20 protein-coding genes are annotated in these 25,433 nt (G+C 44.1%); 16 read left to right on the top strand and 4 right to left on the bottom strand.

The window, feature by feature from the left end:
- Positions 1–49 precede the first annotated feature (49 nt).
- From BM043_RS04215 to BM043_RS04185, 7 genes are all read left to right on the top strand, one after another.
- On the top strand, positions 50–1,114 hold the full coding sequence (locus tag BM043_RS04215; protein WP_092789143.1) for an FAD:protein FMN transferase: 1,065 nt from the start codon (positions 50–52) through the stop codon (positions 1,112–1,114).
- Positions 1,115–1,246: 132 nt separating this feature from the next.
- On the top strand, positions 1,247–2,020 hold the full coding sequence (locus tag BM043_RS04210; protein ID WP_245752933.1) for a ZIP family metal transporter: 774 nt from the start codon (positions 1,247–1,249) through the stop codon (positions 2,018–2,020).
- A 200-nt stretch (positions 2,021–2,220) separates the two neighbouring features.
- A complete protein-coding gene (locus BM043_RS04205; protein WP_092789141.1) occupies positions 2,221–2,484 on the top strand; it encodes a DUF4212 domain-containing protein in 264 nt (87 codons plus the stop codon).
- Between the two features lie 11 nt (positions 2,485–2,495).
- The gene (locus tag BM043_RS04200; protein ID WP_092789139.1) at positions 2,496–4,181 is read left to right on the top strand and encodes a sodium:solute symporter family protein; all 1,686 of its coding nucleotides are present in this window, start codon (positions 2,496–2,498) and stop codon (positions 4,179–4,181) included.
- 29 nt (positions 4,182–4,210) lie between these two features.
- Positions 4,211–6,103: an acetate--CoA ligase gene (gene acs, locus BM043_RS04195; RefSeq protein ID WP_092789137.1), complete on the top strand. Its 1,893-nt coding sequence runs from the start codon at positions 4,211–4,213 to the stop codon at positions 6,101–6,103.
- A 157-nt stretch (positions 6,104–6,260) separates the two neighbouring features.
- Positions 6,261–8,192 carry a DUF294 nucleotidyltransferase-like domain-containing protein gene (locus BM043_RS04190; RefSeq protein WP_092789135.1) on the top strand — a complete coding sequence of 644 codons (1,932 nt, stop codon included), beginning with the start codon at positions 6,261–6,263 and terminating at the stop codon, positions 8,190–8,192.
- Positions 8,189–8,863, top strand: a complete 675-nt coding sequence (locus tag BM043_RS04185) for a 3'-5' exonuclease (protein WP_092789133.1) — start codon at positions 8,189–8,191, stop codon at positions 8,861–8,863. Before BM043_RS04190 ends, BM043_RS04185 begins: the two co-directional genes overlap by 4 nt.
- On the opposite strand, the gene BM043_RS04180 is transcribed toward BM043_RS04185, so the two are convergent.
- Complete coding sequence (locus BM043_RS04180) at positions 8,864–10,264, bottom strand: DUF4403 family protein (protein ID WP_092789131.1); 1,401 nt, start codon at positions 10,262–10,264, stop codon at positions 8,864–8,866.
- 70 nt (positions 10,265–10,334) lie between these two features.
- On the opposite strand from BM043_RS04180, the gene ytxJ reads away from it, so the two are divergent.
- From ytxJ to BM043_RS04165, 3 genes are all read left to right on the top strand, one after another.
- The gene (gene ytxJ, locus BM043_RS04175) at positions 10,335–10,670 is read left to right on the top strand and encodes a bacillithiol system redox-active protein YtxJ (RefSeq protein ID WP_092789129.1); all 336 of its coding nucleotides are present in this window, start codon (positions 10,335–10,337) and stop codon (positions 10,668–10,670) included.
- A gap of 119 nt (positions 10,671–10,789) precedes the next feature.
- On the top strand, positions 10,790–13,639 hold the full coding sequence (locus BM043_RS04170) for an outer membrane beta-barrel protein (RefSeq protein ID WP_092789127.1): 2,850 nt from the start codon (positions 10,790–10,792) through the stop codon (positions 13,637–13,639).
- A 191-nt stretch (positions 13,640–13,830) separates the two neighbouring features.
- Positions 13,831–14,907, top strand: coding sequence for a BF3164 family lipoprotein (locus BM043_RS04165; protein ID WP_092789125.1), 1,077 nt, complete (start codon positions 13,831–13,833; stop codon positions 14,905–14,907).
- A gap of 56 nt (positions 14,908–14,963) precedes the next feature.
- Here the strand turns inward: BM043_RS04165 and BM043_RS04160 are convergent, their stop codons facing one another.
- Positions 14,964–15,524, bottom strand: coding sequence for a fasciclin domain-containing protein (locus BM043_RS04160; RefSeq protein ID WP_092789374.1), 561 nt, complete (start codon positions 15,522–15,524; stop codon positions 14,964–14,966).
- A 129-nt stretch (positions 15,525–15,653) separates the two neighbouring features.
- Between BM043_RS04160 and BM043_RS04155 the strand changes: the two genes are divergently transcribed.
- The 4 genes from BM043_RS04155 to secDF all read left to right on the top strand — a co-directional run bounded on the left by BM043_RS04155 (position 15,654) and on the right by secDF (position 20,323).
- Positions 15,654–16,235 carry a non-canonical purine NTP diphosphatase gene (locus tag BM043_RS04155; RefSeq protein WP_092789122.1) on the top strand — a complete coding sequence of 194 codons (582 nt, stop codon included), beginning with the start codon at positions 15,654–15,656 and terminating at the stop codon, positions 16,233–16,235.
- Positions 16,236–16,256: 21 nt separating this feature from the next.
- On the top strand, positions 16,257–16,877 hold the full coding sequence (gene udk, locus BM043_RS04150) for a uridine kinase (RefSeq protein ID WP_092789120.1): 621 nt from the start codon (positions 16,257–16,259) through the stop codon (positions 16,875–16,877).
- 57 nt (positions 16,878–16,934) lie between these two features.
- Positions 16,935–17,279, top strand: a complete 345-nt coding sequence (locus tag BM043_RS04145) for a hypothetical protein (RefSeq protein WP_092789118.1) — start codon at positions 16,935–16,937, stop codon at positions 17,277–17,279.
- Between the two features lie 92 nt (positions 17,280–17,371).
- Positions 17,372–20,323, top strand: a complete 2,952-nt coding sequence (gene secDF / locus BM043_RS04140; RefSeq protein WP_092789116.1) for a protein translocase subunit SecDF — start codon at positions 17,372–17,374, stop codon at positions 20,321–20,323.
- Between the two features lie 47 nt (positions 20,324–20,370).
- On the opposite strand, the gene BM043_RS04135 is transcribed toward secDF, so the two are convergent.
- Both BM043_RS04135 and BM043_RS04130 read right to left on the bottom strand, forming a co-directional pair.
- Complete coding sequence (locus BM043_RS04135; RefSeq protein WP_092789114.1) at positions 20,371–22,041, bottom strand: PQQ-dependent sugar dehydrogenase; 1,671 nt, start codon at positions 22,039–22,041, stop codon at positions 20,371–20,373.
- Positions 22,042–22,328: 287 nt separating this feature from the next.
- A complete protein-coding gene (locus BM043_RS04130) occupies positions 22,329–23,720 on the bottom strand; it encodes a hypothetical protein (protein ID WP_092789112.1) in 1,392 nt (463 codons plus the stop codon).
- 84 nt (positions 23,721–23,804) lie between these two features.
- On the opposite strand from BM043_RS04130, the gene rbfA reads away from it, so the two are divergent.
- Positions 23,805–24,191 (top strand): 30S ribosome-binding factor RbfA, encoded by a 387-nt coding sequence (gene rbfA / locus BM043_RS04125; RefSeq protein ID WP_092789110.1) that lies wholly within the window; start codon positions 23,805–23,807, stop codon positions 24,189–24,191.
- 15 nt (positions 24,192–24,206) lie between these two features.
- Positions 24,207–25,433, top strand: a complete 1,227-nt coding sequence (locus tag BM043_RS04120) for an FtsX-like permease family protein (RefSeq protein WP_218144124.1) — start codon at positions 24,207–24,209, stop codon at positions 25,431–25,433.

Here is a 25,433-nt window from a genome sequence, read left to right as displayed (position 1 = left end):
TAACATCCCGTTGAAATAGTGGTTAGATTTGTAGTAAAATTTATCCCCTATGCAATCCAACGCCCGAAAAAATATTATTTATTCCTTGGTTTTACTAGCCATGGTCATTTTGGTTTATTCTTGGAGAAACCGGGAAGAACCGAAAACTCCCGTAAGTGAAAGTGCCGCTGTCGATCTTAAAATCAATTTTTCTGGGCAGACTATGGGAACTAGTTATCAGGTGACCTACCTAGATGATGAGGGAAGAGATTTTCAATCAGAAATTGATTCCTTATTGGTTGTTTTTAACCAAAGCTTATCCACATATATTCCGGATTCGGAGCTAAGTCGATTCAATCTTGGAGATACCTTAGATTTTGAATTGCCTTATTTTCGGCAAGTTTTGGAAGGCTCAAAGGAAGTATTTGACCTAACGGATGGGGCGTTTGATCCAACGGTAGGACCTTTGGTCAATGTTTGGGGATTTGGTCCGGGCGGACCGAAATTAAAAGACTCCGTAGCGATTAACAATTTGCTTCAGCTGGTAGGGTTTGATCAAGTCAACTGGGATCAAAATCAGGTGAGGAAGGAAGTTTCGGGGTTGTATTTGGATTTTTCGGCGATTGCCAAAGGGCAGGGCGTGGATGTGGTTGCTGATTTTTTAGCAAAAAAGGGGATTCAAAATTTGCTTGTCGAAATCGGGGGTGAACTCGTAGCCCGGGGAGTAAACGACAAAGGAGAGCTATGGAAAGTCGGAGTAAACCGTCCGGAAGAAGAAGCCCCGGCATCTGAGCTTTTCAGTATCATTGCTTTGGAAAATCGGGGAATGGCCACCTCTGGCAATTACCGGAATTTTTATGTGCGGGATTCGGTCAAGATTTCCCACACCATTGATCCAAAGACCGGCTATCCCGTCAATCATAATTTGTTGAGCGCGACTGTACTGGCAGATGACTGTATGACTGCGGATGCCTTTGCTACGGCCATGATGGTTATGGGGACAGAAAAAGCGATTGCCTTGGCGGAAAGTCGAGACGACATCGATGTTTTCTTGATTTATAGTCAAGCTGACGGGAGCTACGAAACCTTCCTCAGTGAGCGATTGAAGCCATTTGTTTCATTTGAAGTGAACTAAGTCGGATCCTATTGATGATGATATTCAGTGGGTTGGGTATCGCTCTGGAGATAAGGAGAATTTAAATGCAACATTATTGAATTTTATTACCTTTGATGCGGTTATACCTTCATCTCTTTTCCGCGGAAAATCATGGAAAGGGTTATTTCAGGCATGGGCATCAATTTTATACTCTTATTTCTCACCGCCATGGTCGCGGGATCATTGGTTTTTTTTGCACCCAAATTCCGCGATAAGTATTTTAAGCTGGTTTTGGTTTTTGCGGGCTCTTACCTCTTTTCGATTACTATTCTTCACATCATTCCGGAGCTCTTTACCAATGGAATCGATGGGTCAAAGATGGGATTATACATTCTGATTGGGTTTTTATTTCAGCAGTTATTGGAATACCTGTCCAGTGGAATCGAGCATGGACACATCCATCTTCATCATCATGGACAAGCCAAAAGTGGGGTGTTTACCGTCATGCTAGGTCTATTTATTCATGCCTTTTTGGAAGGGACTTTACTTTCTCATGGAAGTCTGATCGAGGACAGTGATGCCATGGGGCATGTTCATAGTGGCAAAACCGTTTTGCTGGGAATCATCATGCATAAAGGTCCTGCTGCGTTTGCCCTGGCGGCCGTACTTTCTTCGGTTCTTTCGAAGCGTTGGACCTTGGTTTTATTGACCATTTTTGCCTTGGCTTCCCCTTTAGGAATGTTTGCAAGTTCATTTTTCTATGAATCCGGGCTATTGGATCGAAACGGAATCGGAGTACTGTATGGGCTGGTTGCCGGAGGATTTTTGCATATTTCTACGACGATTTTCTTTGAAAGCAGCCCTCAGCACAAGCTTCAGGTCAATAAATTGCTGGTGAGTTTCTTTGCGGCAGGATTAGCTATTGTTTCTGAGTTTTTCCTCTAAAAATAGAATCCCCTTTTTGGATTTAGTAGATTACTTTTCCACTACTCCGATAGAATTTACTTTTTTCAACTCCAAAGAAAAATGGGGAAAAGCGCCAGAGTTTAGAAAAATTTCGATCCTTTAATCCAAAACGGGTTGCTTTTCGACTTTTCTAATCCCTATTTTAGGAATAAATGATTTTTCCCTGAAAAAGATTACCCATGGAAGCCCAAAAACAAAAAATGAAAGCCTATTGGAGGAAAAACCTTCAAACCTTAGTCATACTACTTTTGATTTGGTTTATGGTATCGTTTGGGTTTGGGATCCTGCTAGCTGAGCCGCTTAATGAATATAACCTGGGAGGCTTTAAATTGGGATTTTGGTTTGCACAGCAAGGTTCAATCTACACCTTTGTGATTTTGATTTTTGTATATGTCTGGCGTATGAATCGGCTGGATCGGGAGTTTGACGTCAACGAGGAATAAATCAACCAAGTATGGATATTTTGACCTGGACTTACCTGTTGGTAGGATTGAGTTTTGCCCTGTACATCGGAATAGCCATCTGGACTAGGGCAGGCTCGACTCAAGAATTTTATGTAGCAGGGGGAGGAGTTTCGCCTTTGGCCAATGGAATGGCCACGGCAGCAGACTGGATGTCTGCAGCATCATTTATTTCTATGGCGGGGATTATTTCATTTGCCGGATACGATGGTTCCGTTTATCTGATGGGCTGGACCGGGGGATATGTGCTATTGGCACTTTTGCTGGCTCCATACCTCCGGAAATTCGGAAAATTCACTGTTCCTGATTTTGTGGGAGATCGCTACTATTCTCATACCGCCCGAATTGTCGCTGTAATTTGTGCCTTATTCATCTCGTTCACCTATGTAGCAGGTCAGATGCGAGGAGTGGGAATCGTCTTTTCGCGTTATCTGGAGGTGCCCATCGAGTGGGGTGTGGTCATCGGGATGATTATCGTGTTTTTTTACGCGGTAATGGGAGGAATGAAGGGAATCACCTATACCCAAGTGGCGCAGTATTGCGTCTTGATTTTTGCATACATGGTTCCTGCGATTTTTATATCCATGCAACTCACCGGCAATCCAATTCCACAGATGGGATTGGGGGGAGATTTAGCAGATGGCACGCCATTACTCGAAAAACTGGATGGGGTTTTGGCAGAATTGGGATTTTCCGAATATACATCCGGGAGGAAAGGGCTGACAGACATGCTGATGATTACATTGGCCCTGATGGTTGGTACGGCTGGGCTTCCCCATGTGATTGTGCGTTTTTTTACCGTTCCCCGTGTCAAAGATGCCCGGCTTTCTGCGGGTTATGCCCTGGTTTTTATCGCCATACTTTACACTACTGCACCAGCTGTAGCAGCTTTTGGGATCTTCAACACGATCGAAAGTACATCAGAAAAAGAAGTGGACGCATTGCCTTCATGGATTGACACGTGGGAAAAGACCGGTCTGATTTCAGTCAACGACAAAAACGGAGATGGCAGAGTCCAATATGTGGCCGATCCTGTAGAAAATGAGTTGACCATCGATCGGGACATTATGGTCTTAGCTTCACCCGAAATAGCCAAGCTTCCTAACTGGGTAGTGGGATTGGTAGCTGCCGGAGCGATGGCTGCCGCATTATCTACGGCCGCCGGATTGTTATTGGTGATTTCCACTTCAGTTTCACGGGATTTGGTCAAAACCTTCAAGCCGGAGATTTCGGAAAAAAAAGAATTACGAATAGCACGATTAGCTGCTGCGGGAGCGGTTATTCTTGCCGGATATTTTGGAGTAAATCCCCCTGGATTTGTTGCTCAGGTGGTTGCATTTGCCTTTGGCTTGGCGGCTGCCTCCTTTTTCCCGGTGATTATTTTGGGTATTTTCTCCACACGCATCAATAAGGAAGGGGCTATCGCGGGAATGCTCAGTGGCTTGATTTTTACTCTGATTTACATCATTTATTTTAAATTTATCAGTCCCGAAACCAATACGGAAGAGTTTTGGTGGTTAGGGATTTCTCCTGAAGGCATAGGTTCGGTGGGAATGATGATCAATTTTCTGGTGTGTTTTGGGGTGTCTAAAGTCACTCCTCCGCCACCAAAAGAGGTTCAGGAAATGATTCAGGAAATCAGGATTCCACGAGGAGCTGGAAAAGCTTCCGGCCATTAATTTGAATTTGTAATTAAACCTAAAATACCATGAGTGATAGACTTCATACCCTGAGCGGGTACTTTCATGAATATCAAAAATCAGTAGCACAACCCGAGGAATTTTGGGCTAGGATCGCCGACTCGTTTCATTGGAAAAAGCGCTGGGATAAAGTACTGGACTGGAATTTTGAAGGTCCCGATGTGAAATGGTTCGTGAATGGAAAGCTCAATATTACCGAGAATATATTTGAGAGACATCTTTTTACGATTGGAGATCGGCCTGCCATTATCTGGGAGCCTAATGATCCTAATGAAGAAGGCAGGACGATTACTTACAGGGAGCTTTACCACGAGGTATGTAAATTTTCTAATGCGCTAAAAGCAAAAGGTATCCAAAAAGGGGATAAAGTCATTATTTATATGCCCATGGTACCTGAGGCGGCTATTGCAATGTTGGCTTGTGCAAGAATCGGGGCGGTTCATTCTGTTGTATTTGCGGGATTTAGCTCGTCGGCACTTTCCGATCGGATCATCGACTGTGGAGCAAAAGCCGTATTGACAGCTGACGGAAACTTCCGGGGAAATAAAAAAATTGGAGTCAAAGCCGTCGTCGATGAAGCCTTGGAGAAAGCCCCCGTGGAAACGGTCATTGTCTATCGGCGAACGCAGCAGGAAGTCGTTATGAAATCCGGAAGGGATCACTGGTGGCATGATGTCATCAAAGGAGTGGAGGATACCAATCTGGCTGAAACCATGGACAGTGAAGACATGCTCTTCATTCTCTATACTTCCGGCTCCACCGGAAAGCCCAAAGGAGTGGTTCATACCACGGGAGGCTACATGGTTTACACGAAATATTCCTTTGAAAATGTGTTTCAATATTCACCCGGCGATGTCTATTGGTGTACGGCAGATATCGGATGGATCACCGGGCATTCCTATATCGTGTATGGACCGCTATTAGCAGGTGCGACTTCGGTGATGTTTGAAGGGGTACCGACATTTCCGGATGCCGGCAGATTTTGGGCGGTGGTAGATAAACACAAAGTCAATCAATTCTATACAGCCCCGACGGCGATCCGAGCACTTCAGGCCTTTGGTACAGATCCGATCGAGCCCTATGAGCTGAGTTCGCTTAAGGTTCTCGGTTCCGTGGGAGAGCCGATCAATGAGGAAGCCTGGCACTGGTATCATACGCATATCGGAAAAACCCGCTGCCCCATCGTCGATACCTGGTGGCAGACAGAGACTGGAGGAATTATGATTTCGCCATTAGCAGGGATCACTCCGACCAAGCCGGCTTTTGCCACTTTACCGCTTCCAGGAGTACAGCTGTGCATTGTGGATGCTGATGGAAAAGAACTCACCGGGAATTCCGTTGAAGGGAACCTTTGTATCAAATTTCCATGGCCAAGTATGATTCGTACTACTTATGGGGATCATGAGCGGTGCAAGCAGACGTATTTTTCTACCTACAAGGGCATGTATTTCACCGGGGATGGAGTCAAGCGAGATCATGATGGCTATTACCGGATTCTGGGACGTGTGGATGATGTGATCAATGTCTCGGGACATCGTATGGGTACTGCTGAGGTGGAAAATGCGATCAACGAACATCCAAAAGTCATCGAATCAGCGGTAGTGGGATATCCTCATCAGGTCAAAGGTCAAGGAATCTACGCCTATGTAATCTGCGATATGGCAAACCGAACCGAAGAAAACTTGATCAACGAAATCAAAGACACCGTATCCAAAATTATCGGTCCGATCGCCAAGCCGGACAAAATCCAGATTGTGCCCGGTTTACCAAAAACCCGCTCCGGAAAAATCATGCGGAGAATCTTAAGAAAAGTAGCCGAAGGAAACATGGATAATATGGGGGACACTTCTACGCTACTGGATCCGGAGGTAGTGGAGCAGATTATTGCGGGGAGGAAATAGGATTCACCCACAAAAACGAGGTGTTTTCAGAAATATCTATCTTCAAAAAGTAACTGACCTTCAGGAGAAAATAGATTAAACGTGGTTTTATTTTCTAAAACCAACCAAATTATTTGTCTATCCCTGATAAGACTTCCTTGTTTTTAAATTGAAAAATATGAACGTCATCGTCAACCGGGTTTCGGAGTTTTTAAAAGGTTATCCTCCATTTTCCTTTCTTTCCAAAGAAAACCTGAGCTTGGTTGCGCAGTCTGTTGAGGTTCGGTATTTCGAAAAGGGAGCTTTCCTTTTCCAAAAAGGAAATGATGCACTTCCTCATTTTTTGGTGCTGAAAGAAGGAAAAGTTGAACTCCTTGACGGGAAGGAAACCAAGGAATATTGCGAAGAGGGGGATGTATTTGGGGTTTTGGCTTTGTTGGGAAAAAGGCCGTACCTTCTGAGTGCAAAAGCAGTAGAGGACTCTTTAATTTATGCAGTTCCCGTAGAGATTTTTGAAGAAATTTTACAGCAAAACAGCAAGGTTGCCCTATACTTTGCCGCTGGTTTTGCTTCGGGTCAGGTTGTAGTCAGGCAGGATCTTTCTCAAGGTCAAATCGCCAGAAAAACCTTCAAAACCCAACCTAAGGATCATTCGCTCCTGATTTTTTCGGACCAATCCCAAATCAAAGTCTCCGAAAATGTCCGCGTTGCGCCACCTCATATTTCAATCCAACAAGCCGCAAAGCTAATGAGTGATCATCAAGTCAGTTCCTTGGTTTTGGTTGACGAAAGGCGATTTCCCCTAGGAATAATCACAGACAAGGACCTGCGGAACAAGGTGGTCTCAAAAGCAAAAGACGTCTCAAAAGCAGCCAAAGAAATAATGAGTACTCCGGTGGTGACTCAGCCCAAAAATGCCGACTTTTCTGATCTGTACCTGACGATGATCAAGCATCGGCTTCATCATTTGATTTTGACTGAAGACGGCACCGTGCAAAGTCCGGTTTGTGGTATTATTTCCGATCATGATGTGCTGCTCTCTATGGGAAATAGTCCTGCAGTATTGATTCACGCATTGAACAACGCGGATTCCCTGGCTGAAATGCGGGCTATCCGAGATCGGGCTGAGCAGATGCTTCGCTATTATCTGGACAATGAAGTGGCGATGGATTTTGTCTCCTCGGTCATGACTGAGATCAATGATACGATTATTCAGAAAGCTACCGAGCGTGTCAAAAAGGAGTTGGACGCCAAATATTCGGAATGCAAAACGCTGAAATTTGCCTTTTTGTCCTTGGGTTCAGAAGGAAGGGAAGAGCAGCTTCTTCGTACCGATCAGGATAATGCGTTGATTTATGAAGATGTGCCGGAGAACCAAAACGAGCAGGCTCATACTTATTTTCTCACATTGGGAACTGGAATTGTGGAGACCTTAATAGCCTGCGGTTTTGCCTCTTGCCCGGGTGAAATGATGGCATCCAATCCGCTTTGGGTACAGCCTTTGTCTCAGTGGAAAAATTATTTTTCGGACTGGATCCTCACCCCCACGCAGGATGCCTTGTTGAAAGCGTCCATTTTTTTTGATTTTAGATCGGTGGCAGGAGATTCGACTTTAGCTAATTCCTTGAGCCAACATATATACGATTCCATTCAGAAGAAAAAGGCTTTCCTGAGTTTTTTGGGCGTCAATGCACTGAAAAACCCTCCTCCTTTGGGATTTTTTGAAGGTTTTGTGGTTGAGAAATCCGGTGAGCATCGGGATCAGTTTGACATCAAAGCCCGTGCGATGATGCCTTTGGCGGATCTGGCCAGATTGCTGATCTTGAGCCATGGTGTGGTAGGAATCAATAATACCTTTCGGCGCTTTGAACGCTTGGCGGAACTCGAACCACAGCAGGCCGAGCTCTATTCCCAAGCCGGAAAAGCCTATGAGATCTTGATGAGAATGCGCGCCCTTGAGGGATTACAACATGGGAGTAGTGGCCGCTACATTGATCCAGAAAGTTTGGGAAAAATTCAACGGCAGTTGTTGAAAAACGCGTTTAGTCCCATTTCCGAATTGCAGCAGTTGGTAGAGATTCGCTTTCAATTAGCTTATTTTAGAACATGAGTTGGTGGCCATTTCAGAAAAAAAACCGAGTTCGGAAGCGGGATTTTATCTTGGATTTTCTTCAAAAAGCTTCGAAACCCATTCCTGGAACCAGAGCAATTTCCCGGTTGGAATTTGTGGTCTTGGATACGGAGACCAGTGGATTTAACTTCAATAAAGATCAGGTTTTGTCTTTTGGAGCGGTCAAAATTAAAGCAGATTCGATTTGTGTAGCGAGTAGTGTGGAGTGGTATCCCAAGGTCGAAATCAAAGGTGAAAAAGCAGCCACTATCCATGGGTTAGTTCAGACCCAAAACCAACTGGAACCCGAAGATTTTCTTCAAAAACTTCTAGCCTATTTTGGCGATGGAATTTTAGTGGGCCATCATGTGGGATTCGATCTGGAAATGCTGCTCCGGATCGGAAGGGAATTTGGCTTGGAAGCTTTCCCCAATGCGGTCATTGATACGAAATTTTTAGCCCTTCGACTAGAACATGGCCCCCGAGCGGATTTCAATCAGATTAAACCCGAAGAGTACAGTCTCGATCAAGTTTGTATCCGTTTTGGCATCAGCCTCGACGATCGGCATACAGCGGCAGGAGATGCTTTTTTGACAGCCCAGCTATTGATCAAGCTTTTGGCACTCGCCAAAAGAAAGGGAATTCTGACCTATCAGGATCTGATGCGCTGATTATTTCCAATTTACCCCGACATTTCCATTGGCTTGGACATAAATTCGAAGTCCGTTAGCGGAGGGATAAAATCCTTCGGGAATGATTTCCAGATTCTCAATTTGCAAATCCGCGATAGGAGTATTGAGACCCAATCGCTCTCTAATTCCCTCCGTACTTTCCTGTAATAAATCTCCAATGGGAAAAACAGCCAGCTTTTCGATTTGACGGATGATTTTTCGTTTTTTTAGCGCTATGCCAAAATTTGCGGAAGACTGATCACTGATGACTTTAAAATTGACATCTTCAAAGGTTAAAGCCTGTGCCTCGGAATCATAACTCGGTTTTCCCACCACAAAAAGACGCCCATCTACCGTTTTACCATTTGACCGATCTGCGACAAAGTCCGTTTCAATGGCAATCAATTCGCCGAAAGCTTTGGACCGGAGCTCATCTAATGTGAGAACGGTTTTGCTATCCACGCGAAAACTTCTCCCATTGAGGTTTTCGCCGAGAATCTGATCCAGCTCGTCAAAACTAATAGCGGTGGGGAGCAAAATTTTCAGTGTGTTTTCGTCAGAAGTGTTTTCAGATAAGTTGGGAAGAGGGAAAGCCCGACTCGGGGTGGCATCTGCCGGATGAGTCTGAATTTGGCCTGCCAAGCCCATCCAAATCGTCAAGTTTTCATTTTGATCGAAAAACTCCTTAAACATCACCCGCTTTGGCCGGATCGAAAATCCGGAAACTCCCTGCTGCCAATCGACTTGAAATGGTCGACCAACTTGCTCCCAGGCCAAATCTACGATTGGTTTGAGATTGACTAGTTTCTGATCCGGCTGAAAGTACTCCGCTGCCCATTGTTTGATTTCCCGCTCCAGCATCTTGCTGAGATCGACTTGCATGCCGAGTACGTCCAGACTGAGATTTCCCCCGAGTGATAGGAGCTCGAAGTCTTTTACACTGAGCGTCCAATCCGGATTGATTTCAGGGTTAAGTTTAAAAGTTGGCGCAAATTCATTGTCAATGGGGACTTTTCCACGAAAAAGACTGCCTAATCCACTTTGGGATAATCCGATTTCACCTTGGATTTTCATAGGAAGTTGGATGGTCATTTGTTGACTATCTAGCGCACTCGAAAGGATCTGCCCATTTCGGGAAAGACTTAAATTTCCCTCGATTCCATTTCCGATTTCCAAGTCATCCTGAGCAATGAGTTGGTTGGGAATTTGACTGTTGATGAGGCGATTGAGCGTTTTTTTTGGGAAAACCAACGGAACGTTAACTTCGGAATCGGGACTTGGCAAGGCAGGTAGCGGTCCTGGATTGGAGATATCCAACCCTTTGCAGCCTAAAAAAAATAGGGTAGGGAAAATCAAAAGGAAGCTGTATTTTTGCAATTGAGTTGCGAAAGTTGTTTTCATGAATAGTGATTGATCTACAAGGGAACTTAAACTTCCATGCAAGTATTGACCCAAATAAGGAGAAACTGAAATGAACTGGAATAAATTAACAAATAGTAATCAAATCGAAGAGATTAGAAGCTTGAGTATGGAGCGACCGGTGTTGATTTTTAAGCATAGCACCCGATGCTCGATTAGTAGTATGTCTCTGGATCGGTTGCTTCGCAATTGGAAGGATGAAGATGAAGACAAGGTTGTCCCCTATTTTTTGGATTTGATTGCATACAGGCAGCTTTCCGATCAAATTGAATCGGAATTTGGGGTGGTTCATCAGTCACCGCAAGTCATTTTGATCAAAGAGGGAAAAGCGGTTTATGAGGATAGCCATTTTAGGATTTCTTATTCCAATATTATGAAACAAGTTTAATTTTTTTCTAAACAGGAATTCCGCCTTTTATCCTATCTGGAATCCATTCTAATCTTTTTAGTGAACGGGACTAAACCTTTGCCTTTTTGATTCAGTCAAAGAGAGACAAAATGTAATCCATGAAAAAGAAGTACCCGTTTATTACACTGATTTTTAGCTTTTTATTGGTTTTTTCAGTGTTTGCTCAAAGTCCAGAAGGACAGGAGCTAAAATTTAAAGGAATTGTCATTGACGGCACCATAAACAAGCCTATGGTAGGCGCTAATGTCCTGGTCAAAACAGTCACCGACTCGCTGCTTCGTGGAGGGGTCACTGATGGTCAGGGCAGGTTTGAGGTGGTCAGGCCAGATATCCCTCAGGTCAAGGTAGAGATCACTTTTATCGGATATCGAACCGTTAGCAAAATCCACTCGATTCGAGAGACACTTGATTTGGGAGAAATCATCCTTTTGGAAGATACCAAAGTCTTGGGCGAAGTGTTAATTCAGGGACAGGTTCCGGTGGGTGAGATGAAAGGAGACACGACTTCTTTCAATGCCAATGCCTTCAAAACTCAGGAAAATGCACAAGCAGAGGATTTGATTCGAAAAATGCCGGGAATCACCATGCAGGGCGGACAGATTCAGGCCCAAGGGGAGGCAGTCCAGAAAGTACTCGTCGATGGGCGTGAGTTTTTTGGGAATGATCCGAATATTGCCTTGAGAAATCTGCCTGCTGATGCGATTGACCGTGTCGAGGTGCTTGATCAGCGTTCGGATCAAAGTAGATTAACCGGATTTGACGATGGCAACTACACCAAAACCATCAATATTATTCTTCGTGAAGATCGAAAAAACGGGCAGTTTGGCAGAGTTTACAGCGGATACGGAACGGATGATCGCTATTTGGCCGGTGGAAGTTTGAACTTATTTAATGGAGATCGACGAGTTTCGATTTTGGGTCTATTTAATAATATCAATCAGCAAAACTTTTCATCTCAAGACCTGGCAGGGCTCAGTGCAAATGCCAGTGGTGGACGCCGCGGAGGCGGTGGACGCTGGGGTGGCGGTGGAAATAACAATTTCTTCGTTGGTGGATCGGGCGGAATTGTAGCCACCAATGCGATGGGCCTAAATTACAGCGACAAGTGGGGAGAAAAAATCAACTTTACCGGAAGTTATTTTTTTAATAACAGCACCAATACCTTACAGCAAATCACCAATCGAGAGACGGTGGTGAGTGAGGATTTTCGACAGAACTATCAAGAGAACTTGATCAATACAGTCGATAATTACAATCATCGCGCTAACGCCCGAATCGAAGCGGACTTAAATGATAAAAACAGCATCATTCTGACGCCAAGTATTTCATTCCAAAAAAATAATACCTTTTCGGATCGGGATGCTTTGACTGTAGGAAGTAACAGTGATTCGCTCTCGGCTTTGCGTTCGATCACCAATGCGGAAACTCAGGCCCTTTCGATATCCAATAATCTGACCTATCGCTATAAATTTGATAAACCCCGTAGATCGTTTTCCACGGATATCAATACCAGCTGGAGTAATCGGGATCAGTTTTCGGAACTAGAGGCTGCCAGTAATGATTACCGCAGAGATCAATTGGATACTGCATTACAAGAGACCAACTCGATCAACAAGGGTTTTAATTATCGGGTTAATTTGACCTTTACAGAGCCTTTGGGAGAAAAAGCGATCGGGACTTTTGGCTATCAAGTGGCAAATAACAAAACCCGTGCGGATCAAAAAACCCGAGTGCTCAACTCAGAGAATCTGCCCGTATTGGATACTGCCCTGAGTAATGAATTTGACAATAAATTTATCACCCAGCGATTAAGAACGGGCTATGCGTATAACAATAATGGCTGGAATCTAAATTTCAACCTGGACTATCAAAATGCCCGGTTGGATAATGAGGCCTTTTTCCCGACAGAAGGCGTTTTCGAGCGGGATTTTAACAATCTTCTTCCTAGCGCCATGGTCAACTACCGTAACCGGGAATCTGGATTTTCTTGGCGGGTACGCTATCGCACCGATACGGACGAGCCTAGTGTAAACGAGCTCCAAAATGTGGTCAATAATCAAAACCCGCTGAATCTAAGCGTTGGAAATCCCAATCTTGGTCAGAGTTTCAACCACAATATTTTCGCCAATATCAGCAAAGTCGATCTGGAAAAATCACGGACATTTTTCATGTTTATGAATTATTCCTCAACGAGTAATTTTATCGGAAATAGTACCTTTCTGACCACGCAGGATACCCTAATCAATGGGGAGATTTTGCTGAGACCCGGGGGACAGATTTCCCAACCGGTCAATCTCGACGGTAATTGGAGAACCCGTTTATTCCTGACCTATGGCGCACCGATTCCCAAATTGAAGATGCAGTTTAATACCAATACCCGATTGGGTTTCAACCGTACGCCCGGGATGATCAACGGAGAGTCCAACTTTAACGATAACATTGATCTGGGACAAGGAATCACACTGAGTAGTAATATCAGCAAAAACGTGGATTTCTCCATCAGCACCACGGGTACCTATAATATCGTAAATTCCAGCTTGCAGCAGGATCTTAACAACAACTATTATGTGCAGGAATCCAATATTCGATTCTATTACTCACCAAATAATGGAAAACTTTTCTTAGGCAATACGGTCAATCACAGTTTGTACAAAGGGCTTTCCGAAGGCTTTGACCAAAACTTCTGGCTATGGAATATCGAAGGTGGTTTCCGCTTTGCCAAAAACAACAAAGCAGAGCTGAAAGTGGTCATTTTTGACCTACTCAATCAAAATAATAGCATCAGCCGAACAATCTCCGATGTGGCCGTGACCGATGTCTTCACCAACGTGCTGACTCGCTATGGGATGCTGACCTTTACCTACATTATTGGTAACTTCAAACAACCCGAACCGGATGGAGATAGTCCTTGGCGAAGAATGCGTCCGGGAGGAGGAAGGACTTGGTAAAGTGAGAAGGAAGAAATTAGAAGTCTGAAAAATTCTCGACAAAAATCCTGCTAAATTGGCTTTAGCAGGGTTTTTTCTTTAGAAGCAAATCAACCCATGAATTGAATTTATTGACTATTTATTTACAAATGAACTCACCTTTGTTTTTAAATGTCGTAGAATTAAAGTAAATTTAGGTTAAAATCTAATCTATGAAAAATTCTATTCTACTTTTGACTTGTTTTCTTTTTGCCTCATGTGCGGCGCCAACAGAAGAGATTAACAATCGGACCATCACCTGGGATGATTTTGAAATCATTCAGATCAACTCTGAAAAACATTATTTCGAGGAAATTATCAATCCTTCTTCGATTGGTTTTAATAGGAATAAAATAATCCTCACTGAAGCCTGGCGAGTTCCTGAAAATTTCCCAAGAATGCATCTTATAGATGTCAAGGATTGGACTTATGACAAGCCAAAAGGAAAATATGGAAAAGGACCGCTTGAAATTTCAGATGTAGCGCATCTTTTAAAAGTATCAGGTCAGGATGAATATTGGGTTTATAATTTGAATGCACGTAAGTTGGTTAGATTCTCAACCACTGACAGTTCACTTTTGGGAAGGAATGAATGGAAGTTACCAAAAGATATGCCCATAGTTCGATTCATTGAAAATACCAAGGAGGGGAGTTTTTTGGCTATTCCACGTGAAGGAGACTATATCCTTGAGGAATTGGATTCCCTAGGCAATTCTTTGGGCTCCTATGGAAAGTGGGACTCCATACCCGAACGACCTGAATTGACGAGTAAAGATATTGCTGAATTAAATACGGGCTGGTTTAAAGGAAATCCGGAAGAAAATCTTTTTGTGTTTGCCACGCTCTATCGTGATATACTCAAAATGTTTGATTACCAGACCAAGGAGTTTATCACCATTCTAGGGCCTAACTTAGAATTGCCTTTATTCGATTTACATAAAACCGCCGGGCCATCAGTTTTTGTAAAACCCGAATCCACCTATCGATATCGCGATGTAGTGATTTCGACCGATTATATCTTTGCACTATATGGAGGGTATAGTTATACGGAATTTACTCAAACCGGAAAAATAGCCGAGGATATCCTGGTCTTCGATCATAGCGGTAATCCGCTTTGGAACTTAAAACTGGATCGATCTATCATCGAAATGGTTTTTGATGAGAACACCAACCAACTCTATGGCCTCACGGTAGACGAAGATCCAGGAATAGCGGTTTTTGATCTTCCAGAGGAAATATTGAAAGAATAAGTAGTAAAAAACCCCGCTAAATCAAATCTAGCGGGGTTTTTACTATACAGCAAAACTTACATTTTAGGAAGGACAACCGAATCGACCGAGTGGATCACGCCGTTGGATTGCCATACGTCGGCAATGGTTACCTTAGATTGACCGCCATTTTCGTCGGTGATATACAGGTCTTTTCCTTTCATCCAAGCAGTGATAGTTCCGCCTTGTACCGTGGTCAAAACAGCTTTACCCTTTCCTTTTTTGATCGCATCGGCAATGTCTTTCGAACCCATTTTACCAGCAACTACATGATAGGTCAATACCGCCGTTAGTTGGCCTTTGTTTTCAGGTTTCAAAAGTGTTTCTACTGTTCCCTCAGGCAATTTGGCAAAGGCCGAATTTTCCGGAGCAAAAACTGTGAATGGTCCGGCGCTTTGTAGCGTTTCTACCAATCCGGCAGCTTTCACGGCGGCGACCAAAGTGGTGTGATCTGCCGAATTCACGGCATTTTCCACGATGTTTTTGGATGGATACATAGCTGCACCGCCGACTTCCACGGTTTTTTCCATTTGGGCAAAAGCCAGATTGGCTGATAAAAAGGCGAAGGCTGTAATAGCCACTTTGAATAGTTTGTTCATGGTTTTGATTTTTTTTAGATATGACTGAAATACGAGGAGGTGAATCAAGTTGGATTGCGGACGATACGATATTTTTTTACAGGTTTCGATTCCCCTTCCTACTTTAGTCAAAAACACTATTTTTGAAGGATGAAAATTTGTTTTGCCACGAATAATGCCCACAAGATCGAAGAAGTGAACGCTGCTTTGGGGGATAAATTCCAGATTGTTTCCTTAGCCGAAATCGGCTGTCACGAGGAGCTTCCCGAGACAGGAGATACCCTGGAGCACAATGCTTTTCAAAAAGCCCGGTACGTCAAGGACAATTTTGGAGTGGATTGCTTCGCTGATGATACGGGCTTGGAAGTGGCTGCTTTAAATGGCGCTCCGGGAGTATATTCGGGTCGTTATGCGGGCGAACCCCGCTCTGACGAGCGGAATATTGACTTGCTTTTGGAAAATCTAAATGGGATAAAATCCCGGGAAGCTCGGTTTCGAACCGTGATTGCTTTGATTTTGGAGGGAAAAGAATATCAGTTTGAGGGAATTGCCGAAGGGGAGATTCTGGAAAATCGAGTGGGAGAAAAAGGCTTTGGTTATGATCCGGTTTTTCGTCCGGCTGGCTATAAACGGACCTTTGCGGAGCTCAGTATGGATGAGAAAAATCAAATTTCCCATCGGGGAAAAGCCGTCAAGGCATTGATTGAATTTTTGACCCAAGGGAAATTCTGAAAATCATTTACCTTTGTGCCCATGCAAAAACCATTTATCGTCGGGATCACAGGAGGTTCGGCCTCAGGAAAGACTTTATTTTTGGAGCGTTTGCTCAGCACTTTCGAACCCGATGAGGTGTGTTTGATATCTCAGGACAATTATTACAAGCCGCGACACATGCAGCCTATCGATGCGCAGGGGGTGCATAATTTTGACATGCCGCAGAGTATAGATTTTGAGCAATATGCGGCTGATATTCGACTGCTACAAGCAGGGGAGACGATTCAGCGTGAGGAGTATACCTTTAACAATGCCGCCAAAAAACCCAAAATGTTGACCTTTGCTTCGGCTCCGGTGATTGTGGTGGAGGGGATTTTTGTGTTGTACTATCCCGAATTGGCCAAGTTGCTGGATTTGAAGATTTTTATCGATGCGAAGGATTACATCCGGTTGAAGCGAAGAATCATCCGGGATAAGGTGGAGCGTGGCTATGATCTCGACGATGTGCTCTATCGCTATGAAATGCATGTGATGCCGACCTATGAGAAATACATAGATCCATTTAAAAACGATGCCGATTTGATAGTTCCTAACAATCAGAGTTTTGACAAGGCTTTGGACGTGATCCGTACGTTTCTTTGGGCTAAGTCAGGTCGATAATGCAAAAAATCAGCGAGGTACTGTTTGAATTTCAAATATTGGCTATATTTGCCCCTCATGAATCCGAAAAGACAACATAGCAAACTGGTTCAGCAGCGCCTTATGGTGGTGCTTGCGCTTTTGCTTTGTTTTTTTGTGTCTTCAGTAGAATACACCGGTTTTGAAGATGCTGTCTCCACCGAGCAGCAAAACTCTCCGGATACGGCTGAAACTTTTCTCAGTGTAGCGGTGGATGCAGTGGTGCCTTTCGCGCTGGAAGTAACCCACACGGCTTTCTACCTGATTTATGAAATTATCAATTTTGAGCCGAGCTCTTATGTGGCTGATATCATTGAGATTTTTGACTATAATCAACACGTCCAGATACTTTTTGAGCGGATTATATCCACCAAAGGACCCTAAATCACTTCATTTCTCCCTATCTATTCAGGCAGTCGTTTGAGACTTTCCGCTATTTCTGTGTATTTACTAAACAATAATTAATATAATTTCTCATGCAAAATAAAGGTATCATTGTGTTTTTGACAGTGATTGTTACAGCACTTTGTCTGTACTATCTGTCATTCACATTTGTATCCAACGGCATACAGCAGCGCGCAAATGAATATGCGACGGATGCCAGCGGCAATGTTGACTTTGTCAAAAGAAGGGTTTACTTGGATTCGATCTGGAGAGAGCCTGTTTACAATTTTCTAGGTGCTGATTTTACCTATCAGGAAATCAAGGAAACTGAGCTTGGGCTTGGTCTTGATTTGCAAGGGGGTATGCACGTGACCTTGGAAGTTTCCCCGGTGGAAATCGTCAAAGGTATCGCAGGAAATCCCAAAGATCCGGCTTTCAATAAATCGGTGGACGATGCCCGTGAAATCGCCAAAACCTCCGATGAAAAGTTTGTGGATATTTTCTACGCCGAGTGGCAAAAGAACAATCCAGATAAAGAGCTCAGCAGCATCTTTGCGACCGCTGCAAACCGAGGAAGAATTTCTTTGGAAACGCCCGATAGCGAAATCCTTGAAATCATCGATACGGAAGTGGAAAATGCCATTGACCGTTCATTTAATATCCTTAGAACCCGGATTGACCGATTTGGTACTTCACAGCCGAATATTCAGCGAATTCAGGGATCTGGCCGAATTCAGATCGAACTTCCGGGCGTAGATAATCAGGAGCGGGTAAGGAATCTCCTTCAGGGGGTCGCCAAACTCCAGTTCTGGGAAGTAGCAGAAATCAATGAGATCTCTGGCGCTTTGGATGCGATCAACAATGCCTGGGTAGCGGATAATCAAGGAACCGAGGAAGAGCCTACCGAAGAATATGAGGAAGGGATGTCTGAGGAGGATTCCCTTCGAATTGCCCTTGAGAAGCAATTGGAAGAGATTGATCCGATGAATCAAAATAACGATGTTTCTCCTATTTACAGCTTGCTTCAGCCCGATATGGGTCTTGCCTATCAGGTGAGGGATACGATTGTCATCAATCAGATTCTGCAAAACGAAAATTACAGCTCACTTATTCCCCGTGACATTAAATTGCTCTGGGGTGTTAAGCCATTTGTGATGGAAGACGGCACGGAAGTGCTGGAGCTTTATGCAATTAATGCACCACGAGGTACCGAACAAGCTCCGCTAGAAGGAGACGTGGTAACCGATGCCAGACAGGTATTGGATCAGACGTCAAGACCTGCAGTTTCTATGCAGATGAACGCCGAGGGCGCTAGAAAGTGGAGACAGATTACCGGATCCAATATCGGTCGAAGAATCGCCGTGGTGTTGGATGATTTTGTGTACACTGCTCCGGTGGTAAATGGAGAAATTCCTTCGGGACAATCTGAAATCGCTGGAAATTTCACCATTCAGGAAGCCCAGGATTTGGCAAATATCCTCAAGTCAGGATCCTTGCCAGCACCGACACAAATTGTAGAGGAAAGCATCATCGGCCCTACTTTGGGTAAAGAAGCACAAAGCCAGGGTATCATTTCCATGGTTGCAGGTTTGTTGATTGTGGTGTTGTTTATGGTGGCCTATTATTCCAAAGGTGGCTTTGTAGCAGTAGCGGCTTTGATTTTCAACATCTTCTTTATTCTGGGAATTTTGGCCCAGTTGGGAGCTGCATTGACCTTACCGGGTATTGCAGGTATCGTACTGACCATCGGTATGTCGATTGATGCCAACGTTTTGATTTTTGAGCGGATCAAGGAAGAGCTAGCCAATGGGGTAGGTCTTTTGGCGGCAATCAACGCGGGTTATAATAAAGCCTTCTCAGCCATTCTTGACTCCAATGTGACGACCTTCCTAACCGGCGCGATTCTCTATGCTTTGGGACAAGGTCCAGTAAAGGGATTTGCCGTGGTATTGATGATCGGTATCGCTTCATCTTTCTTCTCCTCGGTATTCATCACACGAGTGATCGTTTCTTGGATGACCAAAAAAGGAGAGAAGAGCTCGCTCAGCTTTGCTACACCATTTGCCAAAAATGCGCTTAATGATCTCAACTTCGATTTCCTTTCTAAGCGAAAGTTTGCCTATTTGATTTCCTCAGGGATAATTATTTTGGGCTTAGGAATTGCGGCGATCAACGGGTTGAAATTCGGGGTCGACTTCACTGGGGGACGTTCTTATATTGTAGCTTTCCAAGAGCCAATGGTTCCTTCTGATCTCAAAGTGGGATTGGATGGGGAGTTTGACGGCTCGGTAGAAGTGAAAACCTACGGATCCAATAATGTCCTTAAAGTCACTACTTCCTATTTGATCAATGAAGATGATGATGAGTCCAATCGAGCGGTAGAGGAAAAGGTAAAAGAAGGAATTGCGACTGTAACTGGATTTGCCTTTTCTGAAGATAGTGAAAATCTAGCTGAGGGGCAGTTTGCGATTACCGGTTCGTCAAAAGTTGGTGCTACAGTCGCTGATGATATCAAGACTTCTTCGGTAGAGGCAATGGTGGTTGCTATTCTTGCGATCTTCCTTTACATCTTGCTTCGATTCCGAAAGTGGCAGTATTCCTTGGCTTCCATTATTGCCCTAATCCATGATACCTTGTTTGTGATTGCTGCCTTTGCGATTGCCAGTGCGTTCGGAGCGACCTTCGAAATCGACCAGGTATTTATCGCAGCAGTTTTGACTGTGATTGGTTACTCGATCAACGATACGGTGATCATATTTGACCGTATTCGGGAAAATATCGAGCTCCGAGGAACCAACAAGCTGGTCAAGGTTTTCAATGAAGCCATCAATCAAACGCTGGGTAGAACCTTAATTACTTCCTTCACTACCTTGATCGTGGTCATCGTACTCTTGATCTTTGGTGGTGAAGTGTTGAGAGGATTCTCCTTCGCCTTGTTTATTGGTATCGTAGTGGGTACTTATTCCTCTGTCTACATCGCTACTCCGGTAGTGGTGGATTTGATGAAAAAGGAACTGGATAAAGAAAAAGAGAAAGTTGCTTAAATCACCCTAAAAATCGAAAGCGGCTCCCAATTTAGGGAGCCGTTTTTTTAGCTTTTGATTTTATAGATTTTTCCGTCTTTTTTGGTCATCAGGTAAAGCTGACCTGTAGCATCCTGTCCAAATTTCAAATCTACCCGACCTCCGCCAACCATCTGCTGAAGGTCTATTTTTGTGCCATTGATACTAGCACTCCACCTTTTCACCTCGGGAGAATTGGAGTCACTTAAATCGGCAATAAACAGTTTCCCACTGGGAACATCCCCAAAAAGCCATTTGCCTTTAAAGGGGCCATTCTTTACAAAATATCCACCGATGATAGCATTTAGCTCATCGTGATCCAATTGGATCAATGGATAGCGGGCATTGAGTTGAGCATCATCCTCTGGCAGAGCAAAGATTTCATTCATGTTTCCGTATGGATTGATGACGAAGGTTCCTTCCCGAAGCGGCCATCCGTAAAAAGCTCCAGCTTCGATCAAATTCAACTCTTCGATCTGATGATGTCCGATATCGGTAGCATACATTTGTCCATTTTCATCCCAAAAAATCCGGTTAGGGTTTCGAAATCCGTAGGCAAAAACCTCTCCTGCTTTTTGTTTTTCGGCCACAAATGGATTTTGATCCGGGATTCCATACTTGCCATTTTTGCTGTTGTTACCCTGTGGGTCTATTCTCAAAATACTACTCCAAAGCATCCTACCCTGATGATCTGCAATAAAAGGAAATCCGCTTTCAGCACTTCCTCCATCTCCGATCCCAATATAAAGTAAGCCATAATCGGGATCGGTTTTTTTGGCCTTTGGCCGAAAGGTCAACTCCTGCATCCCGTGGATTTGGTTGACCACATTGATTCGCAACAATTCTCTTCCCTCTCCCTGATAGGGCCTTTTTTCTGGAGTTTCAGTTTTCCATTCGGTCACCACCCACTGCATCAAAACCGGGATACTGTCCGCATAGGCAAAGTCCGCAGGGGCAGTTCCACCGGGCTCGGTATGAGAAGTGTAGAGCAATCCGTTTTGTGGATATTCCGGGTGAAAGGCATAGCTTCCAAAACCTGTGGCGAGTCCTGGTTTGGAGATCAGTTTGGGTCGGAGCGCTTTTAAGTCCAAAAAGACTTTAGGCTCATCGCCAATCAATTCGTAAAGTACGCCATGTTGATCCTGCACAAAAGTCCGCCCGGAGTTCGGCTCCGACTCCAGTTTTGTGATTTTCGCCAAGGGAGGAATACTGTCACTGGCAGGAATTTGAGCAAAAAATTCGATCGGAAGCTCGATCCCTGAATCAGGAACGGATTCTGGAATCGGATTGGTGATTGCTTTTGCGTTTAGCGCTTTGGGCCGTTCCGAGAAAGTGTGCATGTATGCTAGCAAATCCTCTAAATCGTCTTCCTTTAATTGGGGAAAAGCCGGCATATAGCTTTTGTATTCTTCAAAAAGGGAAACTGCCCGAGGATCCCCGGCATCAATTAATTTGCTCGGGTTGGCGATGAATTTTTTAATCCAATCTCGTGCTACTTCACGGGTGAGGCCACTTAGATTTGGGCCGATGGTAGTTTGTGTGAAGCTATGGCAAGCCGAGCAATGGGTCTCAAATAGCGTTTTTCCTGCTTGAATTTGAGCAGGTTCAGTGGAGTATTCTGGGGAGTTGTTGTTTTCGGCCGATTTTTCACAGGAAAAAAGAACCCATGACAAGCCTACATAAATTTGCCAATTCTTCATCGTAATTACGAATTAGCCGATTTTGTGAACGTTTCAAAATTTTATTTTGAATAATGACAGAAACTTGAGAGAAATTTACGGAAAGGATTTCCGGGTTTTTTTAAAATATGTATATCCGCTTTCTTACCAGTAAGAATTGTGCACGGACCAAAATGAGGGTTGAAGTTCAATTTAAGCAAACTTCGCCTGCCAGCCGAGGCTGGGTCATCGGTCATCGGTCTTCCAGCCGCTTAAGCAAAGAAAATATGGCTACTGGTATAATTGCGGATAATCAGTTTTTAAAAAATCTATTTGATAAGACGGTAAACGCCCTGAGGATTTTGGGCATATTCCCGTTCCAATTCGGGGTAATCATCCAAGAGTCGCTCGAATACCCCTTCCTGATCGAGGATTATCGGGGGTTTTTGGGAATGAATCATGGTAAATAGCTTGGCTCGCTGCGAAAGATTACGCTCTTGCTCGAGAAATAATTTGCTGAGATGAAAATTCAGAAAAGGGCCTGCGAACTCAGCATCCAAATATCCACTCAGGTCATCCCCAAGAATCATAAGTCCCTCCGGGTAATTTTCCTGTTCGGGTTTTTGATTGACAAAATAGTCCTCGTTCCATGAAGGCTGACTTCGCATCAGCCACCAGCAGCCCAGCGGAAGGACAAAAATCAACAAAGTGAATGAAACTCGTATCACCAGTTTATTTTTGGTGTAGATCAGAAAAGAAGTAATCAAATAACTCAGTGTGGGCAGGAGACTGACCCATTGGTAAGTTGCTTGTCGCTTGGCAAAGAAAATTCCCACTCCGGCAAAAATCATCCAAATCAGCATGATCTGCCGCTGTTTTTGCTGATTGATGGTCGCTCCCCGAAAAATAGAGCTAACCAGAAATCCCAATAAAGCCATCAAAAGCGGGATGGCCGCGAGCATTAGCCAAAGCGAATAAGGTTGGTAATGGTATTTTTCGGATAGAAAGATCAACGGCCAAATCTGAATCGCCTCATCCAGCCCCTCATTCCAGTAATAAAAGACAGAAATCAGTAATAGCGGCAAGAGATAGCCTGCCAAGGAAAGGACCAATTGCCGAAAACTAAACCCACTGATTGCGATTCCCGCAAAAATCATGAAGGGTAAGAAAACAATGTATATCGGGTGAAATCCGGTGGCCAAGCCGCCATATATCCCAATCAATAAAGTTGACTCGCTACTGTCTTTTTGTAGGACAGTCTGGGAAAAAAGCTGATTTAAAGCCAGCAAAAGAAAGGTACTTCCCAGCAAAGCCGGTGTAAGCCCAAGCAGATCAAAACTCAAGTGGAAAAGTGCCAGCAAAACCATGGCAGGCAGATAGGTGTTTTCGTCAAAAACCCGGTATCGAATCAAGGTGAAGTTCCAATAAATCACCTGAAACAGAATGAAAAGCCGCCCGACCAATTCATATATCATCACATTTCGTCCAAAAACCCAATCCAGAAATAAAAAGAAACCTGCCGAAAGTGGGCCGTTGTCATCTATAATGTCCTGGTAGAGAAAATATCCATCTCCCAGTCGCTGCCCCAAAAGCATCCAGCCCAACTGCGGTGCAGTGATGGGAAAATCAGAAAGCACCAAATACAGCAACGTCCACAAAATGAGGAATAAACTCACACCGATGAGTCGGAAAGGATCGTTTACTTTGAAAAATTGATACAAGGATAGGAAGTCTTAGAGATTGCTTGGGGCCGAAATTAAAGCTTACCCAAGTATTTCGCTAAATTTGTACCATAAATACTTCACATGGAAAGTAAAAGACAACAAAAACACGCAAAACTTCTTCAAAGAGAACTCGGAGAGATTTTCCAAAAGGAAGCTCGCCATCTCATCGGACGTGCCATGGTCACGGTTACCCGCGTGATGGTCAGCCCGGATTTGGGCGTAGCTAAAGTCTACCTGAGCGTTTTGCTAGCAGAGCCTAAAGAAATCTATGATTTAGTCAATGATCATAAAAAAGAAATAAGGCTTTACCTAAGCAAGCGAATCGGAAAGTCAGTACGAATTATTCCTGAACTTGCTTTTTTCCCGGATGAATCGGCTTCCTATGCCCAGTATATGGATAAAGTAATCGGGGATTTGAATATTCCTCCCGCACCCGATGAGGAAGATGAAGATGAAGAAGAAAACTAATCCTCAACTTGCCTTTTGAACCTCAGCTACTTCATAGCCGCCAGATATTTTCGTAGTAAGAAAAAGCGAAACTTCATTGCCGTATTATCTACTATTTCCATGGTGGGAGTGGCAGTGGGGACGATGGCTTTGGTGATTGTCATGTCCGTATTCAACGGTCTGGAAGATTTGATTCGCGGTATTTTCGCAAGTTTTGATGCCGAACTGAAAATCGAAGCAGCAGTGGGCAAGAGTTTTGTAGTAGATGAAGAATGGTTGGGAAATATCCGTCAAGTCGAGGGTGTAGCCGTCCTGACCGAAGTCATCGAAGACCATGCACTTTTGGATTATCGAGGCAATCAAATGGTAGGCACGATCAAAGGCGTCTCGGATAATTTTCTGGATCAGGACAGATTTTCGAAAGGGTACTTTTGGGGAGACACCACCTTGGGGACAGATAAGCGTCCCGCAGCAATTTTGGGAAGAGGTGTAGCTTTTTTCCTTTCAGTAAATTTGGACGATTTTAATGTCCCGCTCAAGGTATTTTATCCCATGGCTCCCCGAAGTGCGGCTACGCTAGACCCTTCGCAGCTTTATGCTTCCGCAATTTTGGAGCCTGCTGCATTTTTTTCAGTAGATCGGCAATTTGATGATGAATACATCATTGCTCCGCTTCGATTTACCCAAGAGCTCTTGAATTATGGAGATAAGCGAACTTCTCTAGAGGTCAAAGTCGCCGATGACTACCGGATAGGGGAAGTTCAGGAGCGGCTAAAAAAGGAGCTCGGAGAGGAGTTTTTAGTCAAAAACACCGATGAACAGCATGCCGGGCTACTTCGTACCGTAAAACTTGAAAAGCTTTTTGTGTTCTTGACCCTGACTTTTATCCTTGCAATCGCCTCCTTTAATATTTTCTTTTCGCTCAGTATGCTTGCCATCGAAAAGCGAAAAGATATTGCCATTCTCAAAGCGATGGGTGCGCCGAATCGATTGATTCGGAGTATTTTTCTAAAGCAGGGTGCATTGATCGCCTTCAGCGGAGCGCTTATAGGGTTGGTTTTAGGGTATTTGGTTTGTTTGGCTCAGCAGAATTTTGGTTTGGTTTCGTTGGGCATCTCATCTGCTTTGGTCGATGCCTATCCGGTCAAAATGATTTTTTGGGATTTTATCTGGATTAGTTTGGCTGTGGTGGGGATTACCTTACTGGCTTCTTGGCGTCCAGCTTTGATCGCGGCTCGGGTGGATACGGTGAAGGAACTTTAG

It is taken from the genome of Algoriphagus hitonicola, from assembly GCF_900113375.1.
GTDB lineage: Bacteria > Bacteroidota > Bacteroidia > Cytophagales > Cyclobacteriaceae > Algoriphagus > Algoriphagus hitonicola.
This window is presented reverse-complemented; position numbering and strand designations above follow the sequence as displayed.

Bases quoted from the DNA above. Each gene is read 5' to 3' on its own strand.
- BM043_RS04215 (WP_092789143.1), top strand. From the start codon at position 50: ATGCAATCCAACGCCCGAAAAAATATTATTTATTCCTTGGTTTTACTA.
- BM043_RS04210 (WP_245752933.1), top strand. From the start codon at position 1,247: ATGGAAAGGGTTATTTCAGGCATGGGCATCAATTTTATACTCTTATTT.
- BM043_RS04205 (WP_092789141.1), top strand. From the start codon at position 2,221: ATGGAAGCCCAAAAACAAAAAATGAAAGCCTATTGGAGGAAAAACCTT.
- BM043_RS04200 (WP_092789139.1), top strand. From the start codon at position 2,496: ATGGATATTTTGACCTGGACTTACCTGTTGGTAGGATTGAGTTTTGCC.
- acs (WP_092789137.1), top strand. From the start codon at position 4,211: ATGAGTGATAGACTTCATACCCTGAGCGGGTACTTTCATGAATATCAA.
- BM043_RS04190 (WP_092789135.1), top strand. From the start codon at position 6,261: ATGAACGTCATCGTCAACCGGGTTTCGGAGTTTTTAAAAGGTTATCCT.
- BM043_RS04185 (WP_092789133.1), top strand. From the start codon at position 8,189: ATGAGTTGGTGGCCATTTCAGAAAAAAAACCGAGTTCGGAAGCGGGAT.
- BM043_RS04180 (WP_092789131.1), bottom strand. From the start codon at position 10,264: ATGAAAACAACTTTCGCAACTCAATTGCAAAAATACAGCTTCCTTTTG.
- ytxJ (WP_092789129.1), top strand. From the start codon at position 10,335: ATGAACTGGAATAAATTAACAAATAGTAATCAAATCGAAGAGATTAGA.
- BM043_RS04170 (WP_092789127.1), top strand. From the start codon at position 10,790: ATGAAAAAGAAGTACCCGTTTATTACACTGATTTTTAGCTTTTTATTG.
- BM043_RS04165 (WP_092789125.1), top strand. From the start codon at position 13,831: ATGAAAAATTCTATTCTACTTTTGACTTGTTTTCTTTTTGCCTCATGT.
- BM043_RS04160 (WP_092789374.1), bottom strand. From the start codon at position 15,524: ATGAACAAACTATTCAAAGTGGCTATTACAGCCTTCGCCTTTTTATCA.
- BM043_RS04155 (WP_092789122.1), top strand. From the start codon at position 15,654: ATGAAAATTTGTTTTGCCACGAATAATGCCCACAAGATCGAAGAAGTG.
- udk (WP_092789120.1), top strand. From the start codon at position 16,257: ATGCAAAAACCATTTATCGTCGGGATCACAGGAGGTTCGGCCTCAGGA.
- BM043_RS04145 (WP_092789118.1), top strand. From the start codon at position 16,935: ATGAATCCGAAAAGACAACATAGCAAACTGGTTCAGCAGCGCCTTATG.
- secDF (WP_092789116.1), top strand. From the start codon at position 17,372: ATGCAAAATAAAGGTATCATTGTGTTTTTGACAGTGATTGTTACAGCA.
- BM043_RS04135 (WP_092789114.1), bottom strand. From the start codon at position 22,041: ATGAAGAATTGGCAAATTTATGTAGGCTTGTCATGGGTTCTTTTTTCC.
- rbfA (WP_092789110.1), top strand. From the start codon at position 23,805: ATGGAAAGTAAAAGACAACAAAAACACGCAAAACTTCTTCAAAGAGAA.